A 14466-nucleotide genomic window follows, 5' to 3' on the forward strand; every position below is an offset into this window, starting at 1 on the left:
ACGTCGGCCTCGATTACCTGTCGCTGGAACGCAGCGCCGACACCTTGTCCGGCGGCGAAGCGCAGCGCATCCGCCTGGCTTCGCAGATCGGCTCCGGCCTGACCGGCGTCATGTACGTGCTGGACGAGCCGTCGATCGGCTTGCACCAGCGCGATAACGACCGCCTGATCGAAACCCTGCGCCACCTGCGCGACATCGGCAACAGCGTGCTGGTGGTGGAACACGATGAAGACGCGATCCGCACCGCCGACTATGTGGTCGACATGGGCCTGGGCGCTGGCATACATGGCGGCGAAGTCATCGCCGAAGGCACGCTGGAGCAGATCCTCAAAAGCAAGAAATCGCTGACCGCAAAGTACCTCAACGGCACCTTGAAAATCGCCGTGCCGGAGAAACGCACGCCGGCCGACCCGGACCGCCAGTTCATCATCACCGGCGCCACCGGCAACAACCTGAAGAACGTCACGATGAACCTGCCGGTCGGCTTGCTGACCTGCGTCACCGGCGTTTCCGGTTCGGGCAAGTCGACGCTGGTCAACGACACCCTGTACCACGCCGCAGCGCGTCATCTGTACGGTTCGCAGGCGGAACCGGCGGCGCATGAATCGATCGGCGGACTGGAGCATTTCGACAAGGTGATCTCGGTCGACCAGGCTCCTATCGGCCGCACGCCGCGCTCCAATCCGGCCACTTACACCGGCTTGTTCACGCCGATCCGCGACCTGTTTTCGACCGTGCCGATGGCCAAGGAACGCGGCTACAACGCCGGCCGTTTCTCGTTCAACGTCAAGGGCGGCCGCTGCGAAGCCTGCCAGGGCGACGGCGTGATCAAGGTCGAAATGCACTTCCTGCCGGATGTCTACGTGCCGTGCGACGTCTGCCACGGCAAACGCTACAACCGCGAAACGCTGGAAGTGCACTACAAGGGCAAGAGCATCACCGAAGTGCTGGGTATGACGGTGGAAGAAGCCTATGAATTCTTCAAGCCGGTGCCGGTGATTGCACGCAAGCTGCATACGCTGCTGGATGTCGGCCTCGGCTACATCCGCCTCGGCCAGAGCGCCACTACACTGTCCGGCGGCGAGGCACAGCGCGTCAAGCTGTCGCTGGAACTGTCCAAGCGCGATACCGGCCGTACCCTGTATATCCTGGATGAGCCGACTACCGGCTTGCACTTCCACGACATCGACCTACTATTAAAAGTGATCCACCGCCTGCGCAATCAGGGCAATACCGTGGTCATCATCGAGCACAACCTGGATGTCATCAAGACCGCCGACTGGCTGATCGACCTCGGTCCGGAAGGCGGCGCCGGCGGCGGCCGCATCATCGCTACCGGCACGCCGGAGCAGGTGGCGGCGAACCCGGCCAGCGTTACCGGCAAGTACCTGGGGCCATTGCTGGAAAAACCTAAGAAAAAATAAACAGACACTGCCCGGCCCGCGAAGCCGGGCGGTGCAATAACGAGATAACGATGTCTACCAATACCACCCCGGCGCTGTCCGCAGCGCAGATTGACGCTTTCGAAAAAGATGGTTATCTGATCTTGCCGCGCCTGGTCCCGGCCGCCGACTGCGATCTGATGGCGGCCACCACAAACGCCCACCTGGCGCAGGCAGTGGCGCCGCTGGAATACGAATCCGAAGTCGGTTATGCCGGCGCGCCGAAGTCGCTTGACAGCGCCGGCGGCCGCACCGCGCGGCGCCTGCGCAATGCCTACCAGCGCGACGACAGCTATCGCGCCTGGGCCCGCAATCCGCAACTGGTGGCGATGCTGGAACTGCTGCTGGGCGAAGCGGTCTGCCTGACCTTGTCCCACCATAACTGCGTGATGACCAAACATCCGCACTTCGGCACCGCGACCGGCTGGCATCGCGATATCCGCTACTGGTCGTTTCCGCGCAACGAACTGATTTCGGTATGGCTGGCGCTGGACAGCGAAAACGCGAACAATGGCGGCCTGCGCTTCATTCCAGGCTCGCACCGCTTCGACATCAAACCCGAGCAAATGGATGAGCTGGATTTCCTGCGCCCCGAAGTGGCGGCCAACCAGGCCCTGTTTGCGCAAGGGAAATCGGTCGAACTGCAACAGGGTGACGTGGTGTTTTTCCATAGCGGCCTGTTCCATGCCGCCGGCCGCAACAATACCGAAACCGTCAAGGAATCGGTGGTGTTTGCCTATCACGGGCAAAGCAATCCCCCCGTGCCCGGCAGCCGCTCCGCCGCCTCGGAAGATATCCTGCTAAGCAGCTAATCTCACTTCGGGACATTCCCAGCATGCAGCGTATAGCCATCATCGGCGGCGGCACCGCGGGCGCCGCCAGCGCGCTGTTCCTGGCGCGCGCCGGCCATCAGGTCACACTGTTCGAGCGCGTGGCGCAGCCGACCGCGGTCGGCGCCGGCATCCTGCTGCAGCCTACCGGCATGCACGTGCTGGATGCGCTCGGACTGCTTGAGCCTATCTTGGCGCACGGCGCCCGCAACGACCGCCTGTTCGGCACCACGGCCGGCGGCCGCACGGTGCTGGATGTGCGTTACCGCCACCATGATGCGCAGTCGTTCGGCCTCGGCCTGCATCGCGGCGCCTTGTTTTCCGTGTTGTGGGAAGCGCTGAAGACGGTCGCCGTCAAGGTTTGCAGCGGCGTCAACATCTCGCGCATAGAGCAGCGCGGCGGCCAGGCTCTGTTGTTTTCCCGCGATCCGGCGCCTGGCAGCAGCGAGGCCGAGGCCGGTGAATTCGACTGCGCCGTGATTGCCGATGGCACCCGCTCCGACTTGCGCGCAGCGCTGGCGATTCCGCAAAAAGTGACGCCCTATCCCTGGGGTGCATTATGGGCGCTGGTGCCAGACGATGGCTTGACCCAGGGCAGCTTGCGCCAATGGTTCCGCCATGCGCAGCAAATGCTGGGATTGATGCCGACCGGATTCGCCTATCAGGAAATGACGCAGCCGATTCTCAGCCTGTTCTGGAGCTTGCGCGCGGATCGCCTGCCGCACTGGCAGGAACAGGGCCTGGCGGCGTGGAAACAAACCGTACTGGCGCTGGCGCCGCCGATAGCGCCAGTGCTGGAACACATACAAAGGCCGGAACAGCTCACCTTCGCGCGCTATGCCGATGTGCAGATGCGCCACTGGCACCATGGCCGGATAGTCTGCATCGGCGATTGCGCCCATGCCACCAGTCCGCAACTGGGACAAGGCGCCAACCTGGCGTTGGTCGATGCCATGACGCTGGCGCAATGTTTTGCCGAGAATTCTGCGGTAGAACCGGCGCTGGCGCTGTATTCGCAACGGCGGCGGCCCCACCTGCGTTATTACCAGGGCGCCAGCAAGTTGCTGACGCCGTTCTTCCAGTCCGATTCACGTATTGCCAGCACCTTGCGCGATATCGCCTTGGGTCCGATCTGCCGCCTGCCGGTGGCGCGCCAGCAGATGGCGCTGACGCTCAGCGGCAGCAAGACCGGCTGGATCTATGGCCGCTTGCGGCAGTCGAAATAACAGGGAAACGATCAGGCCTGGCGCAGATGGCGGGCGCGCACAATCGTTTCCGATTTGCGTTTTTTCAGCCAGATGGCGATGCCGGTAATCATGAACAGCAGCGGCAGGAAACCCATGAAGGCAACCAGTATCTTGCCCGGCAAACCCAGTATCTGGCCGGTATGCAAACCGTATTGCACGCCGATGAAGGCATCGCCGCCCGAGCCTGTCAATGGATCGAGCGCGCGCAGCACATGGCCGTCGGCAGCATCGACAAATACGCGTACGCTGCCGCTGTCCTGGATGTCATCCGCCTTGCGCATGCGGATCTGATAGATGCCGTGTTTGTCGTCGCGCGCGATGCGCGCCGGAGTAGCGCTCGGCATGCTGGCCTGCGCCGAAGCCAGCGCCTGCTGCCAGCTGATCTGTTGCTTGCTCTCGGTGGCCAGCGACTTGGCGACTTCCTTCGGCGGCGGCGTCAACGGCGACAGGCTGGACACCAGTGGACGGGCCACGTCCGGCAGGTTCATCACGGCGCCGGTAAAAGCGGTGATCACCAGCAGCACCCCGGCCACCAGGCCGACTGTACGATGCAAGTCATACATCAGGCGGAAACCGCCGGCGCCGCGCTTGATTGACAGCGCCTTGCCCCAGCCCTTGCGATGGCGGGGCCAGGCTAGCGCGAAGCCGATCAGCAGCGTCGCCAGCCACAGCAGGCCGAGGCTGCCGGAGATGATGGCGCCGGGCTTGTCCAGCAACAGATAACGATGCAGGCGGAACAGGAAAGGCATCAGGTTCTGCGGCGCCAGGCCGACTGCCTTGGTATTGCGTTCGCCGACCACGGTCGCCGTGACCGGATCGATAAACACCGTATCCATCACCAGCTCATCGTTCGGCTTGCGCGGCCGCAGTTTGGCCTGGAGCGGCGCGTTGGGGTCCTGCTCCATGGCGAAAAATCCCAGCTTTGCATGCGGGTAATCGTGCTCCACCTTGGCCGCCAGGGCATCGATAGTCTGCCGGCTGCCGCTGGCACTGGAGCTGGGGCTGAGATGGTAGAACTGCGGATTGAGCCAGGCATCGATGTCGTCGTTAAACGCCAGCGCCGCCCCGGTCAGGCCCGCCATGACAATAAACAAGGACAGCAGCAAGCCGCTGTAGCGGTGCAGCTTGACCAACCAATGACGTATTGCTTTTTTCACAATTACAAACCCGCTTAATTTAACTTACGCAAAGCCTGTATTGTAAATGTCGATTGAATGAGAATGGGTATTATTTCAAATATCTTCGACGCTGTGCTGGCTGGTGCTGGTCCAAGCTTGCAGCAAACGCCCCTCTGCACGAGAGATGGCATCGGCCGCACCGCGCAGGACGACGATGTCGCCTGCCTGCAACACTACCTCCGGTGTAAGAAGAATACCGCTGCGTCCGCGCCGCAGGGCGGTGATCTCGGCGCCCATTTCCGGCAAGCCTAGCCAGGCCAGCGAACGGCCGATGGCGCGCGCGCCTTCCGGCAGGGCTACCGAGTGCAGCCGCACCTGCAAATGGTCGGCGCCATCCTGTGCATCGTCGATGCCATGGAAAAACCCGCGCAAGGCAGCATAACGCTCGTCGCGCGTCGCCTGCACCCGGTGCACCACGCGGCGCAAGGGCACTCCCAGCATGACCAGCGCATGCGAGGCCAGCATCAGGCTGCCTTCCAGGGCTTCCGGCACCACTTCGGTGGCGCCGGCGGCGCGCAGCTGGTCGAGATCGGTATCGTCGTAGCTGCGCACGATCACCGGCAATGCCGGCGCCAGCTCGCTCACATGGTGCAGTACTTTCAGGGCGGAGGGCGTGCTGGCATAGGTGATCACCAGGGCGGCGGCGCGATGCACGCCGGCCGCTACCAGGCTTTCGCGGCGCGAGGCGTCGCCGTACGAAACATGGGCGCCGGCAGCGCGCGCGTCGCGCACCCGGTCCGGATCGAGATCCAGCGCATGGTAATCGATGCCTTCTTCTTCCAGCAGCTTGGCCAGGCTCTGGCCGCTCCGGCCGAAACCGGCGATGATCACGTGCTTCTTGGTGGCCATGGTGCGGGTGGCGATCTGGGTCAAGGCCAGCGATTGCATCATCCATTCGCTGGAAGACAGCTTCATCACGATGGCGTCGGACTTGGCCAGGATGAACGGCGCGGCCAGCATCGACAGCACCATCGACGCCAGGATCAGCTGCACCAGCAAAGGATCGACCAGCTGCAGGCCGCCGGCCTGGTTCAGCAGCACAAAACCGAACTCCCCCGCCTGCGCCAGCGCCAGGCCGGTGCGCAGCGCCACGCCGGTGGAAGCACGGAAGAGTTTTGCCAGCGCCGTAATCAGCACGAACTTGAGGAACACCGGCCCGGCCAGCAGCAGCAATACCAGCCACCAGTGTTCGATCACCAGGCGCAGGTTGAGCAGCATGCCGATGGTGATGAAGAACAGGCCCAGCAACACATCCCGGAACGATTTGATGTCTTCTTCCACCTGATGCTTGTATTCGGTTTCCGAAATCAGCATGCCGGCGATGAACGCCCCCAGCGCCAGCGATAGGCCGGCGCGCTCGGTAATCCAGGCCGAGGCCAGCGTAACCAGCAGCAGGTTCAGCATGAACAGCTCCTGCGAGCGGCGCCGCACCACGATCTGGAACCAGCGCCGCATCACCTTCTGGCCGAAGAACAGCAGCAGCGCCAGCACCAGCACCGCCTTGCCGCTGGCCCAGGCCAGCGTCGCCAGCAGGTTGCCGTTATGTTCGGCCAGCGCCGGCACCACGATCAGCAAGGGCACCAGCGCCAGGTCCTGGAACAACAGGATGCCGATGATGCGGCGGCCGTGTTCGCTTTCCAGTTCCATGCGTTCCGTCAGCAGCTTCGACACGATGGCCGTGGAAGACATGGTGAGCGCCCCGCCCAGGGCGAACGCAGCCTGCCAGCTGATATTGGTGAGCTGCGGCAGGATCAGCGCCATCAGCCAGCTGAACAGCATGGTGGCGCCTATGGTCAATACCACCTGGGCCATGCCCAGGCCGAACACGATATGCCGCATCGCCGTCAGTTTCGGCAGCGAAAACTCGAGGCCGATCGAAAACATCAGGAACACCACGCCGAATTCCGCCAGCGCGTGGGTGGTGGCGTTGTCTTCGGCAAAGCCGAGCGCGTGCGGGCCGATCAGGATCCCCACCACCAGGTAGCCCAGCATGGGCGGCAAGTGGAAGCTGCGAAAAGCCACCACCCCCAGTACGGCGGAGCCGAGCAGCAAGATGGTCAGTTCTAGTCCGGTAAGCATCATTGGTAAATAATTATTTCAATATCAACATTATGTTGCAACAACGCCAACCGGTGCAGCGTTTCATTGTTTGCGAAACACCATACTTAGGACTGAAGACAGATTAATTGAAGCCGATCGGGACTGGCAAGTTTTTTGCTTTGCGATTTCGTTTATACTTTCGGGATGAGTCTAACCGATACCAAAATTTTGCCCCAAACCCTGCCCAAGTCATTCGACGCCGGCCGTGCGCTGAAGCTTGCTCGCAGCACCCTGCAAATCGAAGCCGATGCCATCATCGCATTAAAGAACAGGATTTCCGACGCTATCGACGATCCTTTTGCCCAGGCGATTGCCTTGCTGCTCAATTGCCGCGGCCGGGTGGTGGTGTCCGGGATAGGAAAATCCGGCCATATCGCGCGCAAGATCGCCGCCACGCTGGCCTCTACCGGCACCCCTGCCCTGTTCATCCATCCGGCCGAAGCGGCGCACGGCGACCTCGGCATGGTGACCGAGGACGATGCTTTCATCGCCATTTCGAATTCCGGCGAAACAGCGGAACTGATGGCGATCGTACCTATCATCAAGCGCATGGGCGCCAGCCTGATTGCGATGACCGGCAACCAGGATTCGGCGCTGGCGCAGCTGGCCAATGTGCACCTGGACGTCAAGGTCGACCAGGAAGCCTGTCCGCTGAACCTGGCGCCGACCGCCAGCACCACCGCCACGCTGGCGATGGGCGACGCGCTTGCAGTGGCGCTGCTGGACGCGCGCGGCTTCCGCGAAGAGGATTTCGCCCGCTCCCATCCCGGCGGCGCCCTCGGACGGCGCCTGCTGACCCACGTGCGCGACGTCATGCGCGGCGGCGAAGCGATTCCGGCGGTGACCGCCGACGTGCCGCTGTCAACTGCGCTGCTGGAAATCACCCGCAAGGGCATCGCCATGACCGCCGTGGTGGATGAAAAATTCCATGCCATCGGCGTCTTTACCGACGGTGACCTGCGGCGCCTGATCGAACAGGTGCAGGATTTCACCAAGCTGAAGATCGCCGACGTCATGCACGCCAATCCGCACAGCATAGGCCCGGACCAGCTGGCGGTCGACGCGGTGCACATGATGGAGCAGTTCCGCATCAACCAGCTGCTGGTGACCGACGCCACCGGCATGCTGGTCGGCGCGCTGCATATCCATGACCTGACGCGCGCCAAGGTGATCTGATGACGACCCCGGCCAAGCACGGCAGAATTGCCGACCCTGCCGACCTGACAGCGCGCGCGGCGCGGGTGCGCCTGATGATATTTGACGTCGACGGCATCCTGACCGACGGCGGCCTGCTGTACGGCGCCGACGGCGAACAGCTCAAGCGCTTTAACGCGCTCGACGGCCATGGCATCAAGCAGCTGCAGCAAAGCGGCGTCGCCACCGCCATCATCAGTGCACGGCAGTCGGCGATTGTCAGCCGGCGCGCCAGCGACCTCGGCATCGCCCATGTGCAGCAGGGTGTGCACGACAAGCATGCGGCTTTCGTCAAATTGCTGGAGCAGCTGCAGCTGGCGCCGGATGCCTGCGGTTTTATCGGCGACGATGTGATCGACTTGCCGATCCTGTCGCAAGTCGGTTTCGCCGTCAGCGTGCCCAACGGCCATGCCGATGTCAGGAGCCGCGTGCACTACGTCACCCAGGCCGGCGGCGGCCATGGCGCCGCGCGTGAAATCTGCGACCTGATCATGCAAGCGCAAAATACCTACGCCGCCACGCTGGCGTCGTACCTGCGCACCACACCGTCAGGCATCGCATGAAAAACCTGCGCTCCACTTACCGCTTCCGTTTCCTGCTGCTGCTGATATTGTTCATCCTGCTGGCGCTCGGCAGTTTCTGGCTGGTGCAAGTGATGCACAAGAATACCGAAGACCTGCTGCCGAAAGTGACGCGCACCGCGCCGGATTATTTCGTCGAGCATTTCAACTACGTGCAGATGTCGCCCACCGGGCAGCCGCGCTACAACATCGCGGGCGACCTGCTGACTCACAATCCGGGGGACGATTCATTTGACGTGCAAAAGCCACTGATCCATAGCCTGGACAAGGAAAAGCCGCCGATGAACCTGCGCGCCGACCGCGGCAAGATTGAAGACAACAACAGCAAGGTGCATTTGTACGGCAACGTCAATGCAGACCGGCCGAAAACACCGCAGGCCGACAATTTCCACCTGAAATCCGAATACCTGCTGCTGCTGCCCGACGACGATGTCATGCAATCCGACAAGCCGGTGGAAATGACGCTGGGACAATCGGTATTGCACGGCACCGGCATGGATTTCAATAATTCCACGCGGGTACTGAAAATGTTCAGCAAGGTGCATGGCGTGTTCCCGCCAAAACCTCGCTGATCCGGCAACTTATTTTATGCACATAGCTCTATCCTTTATCCAGGATTTTTCATGAAACGAATATTTTTCATATCCCTGCTGTTGCTAAGCGCCATGAACCTGGCGCACGCAGAAAAAGCAGACTCCGAGAAACCGACGCTGATCGATTCCGACCAGCTCACCTATGACGACGTCAAACAGGTCAATGTCGCCACCGGCAACGTGGTCCTGACGCGCGGTACGCTGCTGATGAAAGCCGACCGCGTGGTGGTCACCACCGATCCGTCTGGCTACCAGTTCGCCACCCTGTACGCGGATCCGGGAAAACTCGCCACGTTCAAGCAAAAACGCGACGGCGGTCCGGACCTGTGGATCGATGGCCATGCGGAACGGATCGAATACGACGGCAAGACTGAAATCACCAAGCTGTTCTCGAAGGCGCAGATGCGCCGCCTGCAAGGCGACAAGCCGACCGACGAAGTCAACGGCGAGTTCATTTCGTATGACAGCCGCACTGAGTTCTATTCGGTCAACAATACCGTCAACGGCAACAGCCAGCCGGGCGCCGGACGCATACGCGCCGTGATACAGCCGCGCCCGAAGGCACCGCAATGAGCGCCACGATGAGCAGCGCTCCCAGCACCCTGATCGTCAAAGGCCTGCAAAAAAGCTACGGCGCACGCCAGGTGGTGCACGATGTTTCGCTGGAAGTCCGTTGCGGCGAAGTGGTCGGACTGCTTGGCCCCAACGGCGCCGGCAAGACTACCTCGTTCTACATGATCGTCGGCCTGGTGCCGTCGGACGGCGGCGAGATCGACCTCGACGGCGTCGACATTTCGCGTTTGCCGATCCACAGGCGCGCAGTGCTCGGCCTATCGTACCTGCCGCAAGAAGCATCGGTATTCCGCAAGCTGACGGTGGAAGACAATATCCGCGCCGTGCTGGAGCTGCAGCGACCCAACGGCAAGCCGCTCACCAAGGCTGAGATCGACGAACAGCTGCAGAAACTGCTGCATGAACTGCAAATCGAAAAACTGCGTGAAAACCAGGCGCTTTCATTGTCCGGCGGTGAACGCCGGCGTGTCGAAATCGCCCGCGCGCTAGCCACCAATCCCCGCTTCGTGCTGCTGGACGAACCGTTTGCCGGGATCGATCCGATCGCCGTGATCGAAATCCAGCGCATCGTCCGCTTCCTCAAGGAACGCGGCATCGGTGTGCTGATCACCGACCACAATGTGCGCGAGACACTCGGCATCTGCGACCGCGCCTACATCATCAACCAAGGCAGCGTGCTGGCCAGCGGCAGTCCGGACGACATCATCGCCGACGAGTCGGTGCGGCGCGTGTACCTGGGCGAGCATTTCCGCATGTAGCTTCATCGGGTTGCAACTGAACGGTCGGGGACAAGCAATTCGCCGCGCTGCGGCGGCAGCCTGCCCCGAACAAAGAAATGCAAGTGAAACATACAAGTGAATTGTCTGCACGGAAGCCATGAAACAATCACTCCAGCTACGCACCTCGCAGCATCTTGCGCTGACACCCCAGTTGCAGCAGTCCATCCGGCTGCTGCAATTGTCTACGCTCGAACTGCACCAGGAGCTGGAACAGATCCTGTCGGACAATCCGCTGCTGGAACGGGTCGACGATCCGCTCGATAACTCAGTGCGCCTGCTGGCGGACGGCGCCATCAGCGGCACCACCTCAACCATGGACGCGCCGGTGGGCGACAGCGAAGTGAGCAGCTCGCCAAGCGAAAGCGAAGCCGGGCTGGACACGCCGCCGGCCGCCGAAAGCGGTCCGGAAAACGGCGACAGCGAATGGAGTTTCGACGATGTCGCGCGCAGCTCAAAGACGCCGGACGACGAAGATGCGCGGCCGCAGCTGGAAGCCCACGAATGCACGCTGCGCGAACACCTGCTGCAGCAGATGCGCGAGACGCTGAACGACATACGCGACCGGGCGCTGGTCGAGCTGACCATCGATGCGCTGGACGACAACGGCTACCTGGAAGAATCGCTGGAGGAGATCCTGGAGCGCCTGCCGCCGGAACTGGAAATCGCTATCGAAGAACTGTCGACGGCGCTGAAGATGGTGCAGAGTTTCGACCCGGCCGGCGTCGGCGCTCGCAATGCGGCGGAATGCCTGGGCTTGCAGATCAAGCGTTTTATCAAAGTGCCATTTGTCACGCGCCGCCTGGCGTTGGCGATCGTACAAGACCATCTCATGCTTTTTGCGCAACGCGATTTCAATAAAATCAAGAAGGCGCTCGACTGCGACGATGAGGACCTGCGCGAGGCGCAGGCCGTCATCAAGCAGTGCAATCCGCATCCGGGCGCGCCGTTCGCCGCCAATACTTCTGACTATGTGGTGCCGGATGTGATCGTCAGGCGCAGCAAGCAGGGTTGGCAGGTGATGCTCAACAATGACGTCATGCCAAGGCTCAGGGTAAATGTCCTGTATGCCAACATTCTCAAGCAAAGCAAGGGCGACGGCGCCCTCACTTCGCAGCTGCAGGAAGCCAAGTGGCTGATCAAGAATATGCGGCAGCGATTCGACACCATCCTGCGCGTGGCGCAGGCGATCGTCGAGCGCCAGAGGAATTTCTTTTCGCACGGGGCGGTCGCCATGCGGCCGCTTGTGTTGCGTGAAATAGCTGATACACTGGGACTACACGAGAGTACTATTTCTCGTGTAACCACTCAGAAATACATGCTCACTCCCCACGGGATGTTTGAACTGAAGTATTTCTTCGGCAGCCATGTTGCTACTGAGGCAGGTGGAGAGGCTTCCTCAACGGCAATCAGGGCACTCATTAAGCAATTGATAGGAGCGGAAGATACAAAAAATCCTTTCTCTGACAGCAAGATTGCCGACATGCTTGCGGAACAAGGTATGGTGGTTGCCCGCCGCACCGTCGCAAAATATCGCGAAGCACTGAAAATTCCGTCAGTTAATTTACGCAAAGCCTTGTAGTTTTTTTCTGGTTTGATTGTAAAGCTTACCCTTGCTGTGTGCTGACCAAGCGGGTTTCATTGGTTCTTGCCAGGACAGTTTGTAGTGAACCGTCCGCTTAAAGATCCTGCGTATCCTGCTCCGGACCGCCAGCAATATTCTTGATAGGAGCGCTGTATGAACTTCACCATCAGTGGGCATCACCTCGAGTTAACCCCTGCCATTCGCGAATACGTACAAAGCAAACTAGAGCGTATCAAACGCCATTTCGACCAGGTCATCGATATCAGCGTGATCCTGACCGTCGACAAGATTACTGAAAAAGAAAAGCGCCAAAAAGCGGAAATCAATCTGCGCGTAAAAGGAAAAGATTTGCATGCCGAAAGCATCGCCCACGATCTTTATGCCGCCATCGATGCCCTGATCGACAAGCTCGATCGCCAGGTGATCAAGTACAAGGACAAGATGCAAGACCACCAGCACGATGCCATCAAGCACCTGCCGGAAGAACTCCCCGCCGCCGCGACCTGATCCGGCCTGCGCGAGCTGTGTGGCTCGCGCCAATAAATGAACAAGGGCGCAGTCAATGCGCCCTTTGTTATTATCAAACTGTATTATCGTTTATCTTATTGTTTATCGTTGCAAGGCGCTTTTACTTCAATGCGCCGAACACCTTGCCGATAATCGCGCTGCCGGCGCCCACCGGATCCTGGCGTATGGCTTTCTCTTCATCGCCGATGATGGTGTACAGGCCGTCCAGCGCGCGCTGCGTGACATAACCTTCCACCGTACTCTGCTGGGCTGGCACCATGCCAGACTTGCCGACTTGTCCCATGACCGAATTGTATTGCGCCGACAGGCCGTTGCGGTCGGTCACGCCTTTGACGATAGGCAGGAATTTCTGGCCCAGTTGCGCCGAAGTCTTTTGCTTGAAGAAATCGGTCACCGAGGTATCGCCGCCGGTCAGGATATTTTTTGCATCCGTGACCGACATCGATTTGACCGCATTCAACAGCAAGGGCTTGGCCAGCGGCACCGCCTGTTCCGCGGCATGGTTCATCGACACCACCAGGTCATCCAGCTTCTGCCCCTGGCCGGTCATCCGCAACAGCGGCATGGCTTTATCGAGCACGCTGGGCAAGCCGATCTTGACCTTGTCGTTATTCAGGAAACCGTTCTCGACGCCAAGCTTGGATACTGCAACATCCGCGCCTTTTTGCAATGCGGCTTTCAGGCCGCTGCTGGCGTCCTGGTTGCTCAGGTCGCTTAGCGATAAAGCCAGCGCTGCGGAAGCCGCTGCCGCCAGGGTCAAAGTCACTGCCGTTTGGTATATGCGTCGCATAGTGATCCTCATGAAGTTATATGGATAACGACAAAGTCTAACCCAGTTTGTTGCGATTAGATCAAGAAGCTAAAAATCGCCTTGCTGCACGAATATCAATTAAAGATGGCCTTCGTCCACCAGGAACAGGCGCCTGTGCTCGCGGATCGCATAACGGTCGGTCATGCCGGCGATGTAATCGGCAATCGCGCGCGCCTGCGAGTTGGCGCCGGCGGTATCGGCGTGGCCTAGCTGATAGTCGGGCGGCAGCAGGGTCGGTTCGGCGCTGAAACAGGCATACAGTTCGGCGACGATGCGGCCCGCCTTGGCGGTCATGCGATTGACCAGGTAATGGCGGTACAGGTTTTCGCGCAGGAAGCGTTTCAGCAAGGCTGCCTGTTGCGCCATGCCATCGGAGAAGGCGATCAGGGGCGGCGCATTGCGCACGTCGTCGACGCTCTGCAGGCCGGCATCCAGGATCCGCTGCTGCGAGGTCTGGATCAGGTCGGTAATCAGGGCGTTGATCATGCGCCGCACCGTTTCGTTGATCGCACGGCGCCCGCTCAGGCCCGGGAACAGCTGCTCGACCTCGCGGCTATGTTTCCCGTAGAAATCGATCTGGTTCATCTGCTCCAGCGTCAGCAAGCCTGAGCGCAGGCCGTCGTCGACATCGTGGTTGTTATAGGCGATCTCGTCGGCGAGGTTGGCCACTTGCGCCTCCAGGCTCGGCTGCTTGCGCTGTATGAAGCGCTCGCCGATGTCGCCCAGTTTCTTGGCGTTGGCCAGCGAACAGTGCTTCAGGATGCCCTCGCGGGTCTCAAACATCAGGTTCAAGCCGTCAAACGCGCCGTAGCGCTGTTCCAGCTGGTCGACCACACGCAGGCTCTGCAGATTGTGTTCGAAGCCGCCATGGCCCTCCATGCAGTCATTCAAGGCATCCTGGCCGGCATGGCCGAATGGCGTATGTCCCAGGTCGTGGGCCAGCGAAATCGCTTCCACCAGGTCTTCGTTCAACTGCAGGTTGCGCGCAATCGAGCGCGCGATCTGCGCCACTTCGATGCTGTGCGTCA

The 14466-nt window shown here is 60.8% G+C and carries 14 protein-coding genes; 10 read left to right on the forward strand and 4 right to left on the reverse strand.

The features are described from left to right. The 3 genes from uvrA to JWQ61_RS03865 all read left to right on the forward strand — a co-directional run. Positions 1 to 1424, forward strand: a 1424-nt coding sequence (uvrA, locus tag JWQ61_RS03855; protein WP_304359354.1) for an excinuclease ABC subunit UvrA, incomplete at its 5' end; no start/stop codon positions are given. Positions 1425 to 1474: 50 nt separating this feature from the next. Then, positions 1475 to 2254 (forward strand): phytanoyl-CoA dioxygenase family protein, encoded by a 780-nt coding sequence (locus JWQ61_RS03860; protein ID WP_304359355.1) that lies wholly within the window; start codon positions 1475 to 1477, stop codon positions 2252 to 2254. A gap of 23 nt (positions 2255 to 2277) precedes the next feature. After that, on the forward strand, positions 2278 to 3498 hold the full coding sequence (locus JWQ61_RS03865; protein ID WP_304359356.1) for an NAD(P)/FAD-dependent oxidoreductase: 1221 nt from the start codon (positions 2278 to 2280) through the stop codon (positions 3496 to 3498). 11 nt (positions 3499 to 3509) lie between these two features. On the opposite strand, the gene JWQ61_RS03870 is transcribed toward JWQ61_RS03865, so the two are convergent. Next, entirely contained in the window at positions 3510 to 4676 is a 1167-nt protein-coding gene (locus tag JWQ61_RS03870) for a PepSY domain-containing protein (protein ID WP_304359357.1), read from the reverse strand. Positions 4677 to 4751: 75 nt separating this feature from the next. After that, on the reverse strand, positions 4752 to 6776 hold the full coding sequence (locus tag JWQ61_RS03875) for a cation:proton antiporter (RefSeq protein WP_304359364.1): 2025 nt from the start codon (positions 6774 to 6776) through the stop codon (positions 4752 to 4754). Positions 6777 to 6941: 165 nt separating this feature from the next. Between JWQ61_RS03875 and JWQ61_RS03880 the strand changes: the two genes are divergently transcribed. From JWQ61_RS03880 to raiA, 7 genes are all read left to right on the forward strand, one after another. After that, positions 6942 to 7973: an SIS domain-containing protein gene (locus tag JWQ61_RS03880; RefSeq protein WP_304359358.1), complete on the forward strand. Its 1032-nt coding sequence runs from the start codon at positions 6942 to 6944 to the stop codon at positions 7971 to 7973. Further along, positions 7973 to 8554, forward strand: a complete 582-nt coding sequence (locus tag JWQ61_RS03885; protein ID WP_304359359.1) for an HAD family hydrolase — start codon at positions 7973 to 7975, stop codon at positions 8552 to 8554. The genes JWQ61_RS03880 and JWQ61_RS03885 overlap by 1 nt, the downstream gene beginning before the upstream one ends. Next, a complete protein-coding gene (gene lptC, locus JWQ61_RS03890; RefSeq protein ID WP_304359360.1) occupies positions 8551 to 9144 on the forward strand; it encodes an LPS export ABC transporter periplasmic protein LptC in 594 nt (197 codons plus the stop codon). The genes JWQ61_RS03885 and lptC overlap by 4 nt, the downstream gene beginning before the upstream one ends. A 51-nt stretch (positions 9145 to 9195) precedes the next feature. Then, positions 9196 to 9738, forward strand: coding sequence for a lipopolysaccharide transport periplasmic protein LptA (lptA, locus tag JWQ61_RS03895; protein ID WP_183081829.1), 543 nt, complete (start codon positions 9196 to 9198; stop codon positions 9736 to 9738). 8 nt (positions 9739 to 9746) lie between these two features. Further along, complete coding sequence (gene lptB, locus JWQ61_RS03900) at positions 9747 to 10496, forward strand: LPS export ABC transporter ATP-binding protein (RefSeq protein WP_304359365.1); 750 nt, start codon at positions 9747 to 9749, stop codon at positions 10494 to 10496. 118 nt (positions 10497 to 10614) lie between these two features. Further along, the gene (locus JWQ61_RS03905) at positions 10615 to 12096 is read left to right on the forward strand and encodes an RNA polymerase factor sigma-54 (RefSeq protein ID WP_304359361.1); all 1482 of its coding nucleotides are present in this window, start codon (positions 10615 to 10617) and stop codon (positions 12094 to 12096) included. Between the two features lie 156 nt (positions 12097 to 12252). Further along, positions 12253 to 12606 (forward strand): ribosome-associated translation inhibitor RaiA, encoded by a 354-nt coding sequence (raiA, locus tag JWQ61_RS03910; protein ID WP_014004453.1) that lies wholly within the window; start codon positions 12253 to 12255, stop codon positions 12604 to 12606. 121 nt (positions 12607 to 12727) lie between these two features. Here raiA and JWQ61_RS03915 read toward each other — a convergent pair whose 3' ends face one another. Continuing rightward, positions 12728 to 13417, reverse strand: coding sequence for a DUF4197 domain-containing protein (locus JWQ61_RS03915; protein ID WP_304359362.1), 690 nt, complete (start codon positions 13415 to 13417; stop codon positions 12728 to 12730). A gap of 99 nt (positions 13418 to 13516) precedes the next feature. Next, positions 13517 to 14466 (reverse strand): deoxyguanosinetriphosphate triphosphohydrolase (locus JWQ61_RS03920; RefSeq protein WP_304359363.1); only part of this gene is annotated, 950 nt, incomplete at its 5' end.

It is taken from the genome of Collimonas fungivorans (assembly GCF_028292705.1).
Classification (GTDB): Bacteria; Pseudomonadota; Gammaproteobacteria; order Burkholderiales; family Burkholderiaceae_D; genus Collimonas; species Collimonas fungivorans_B.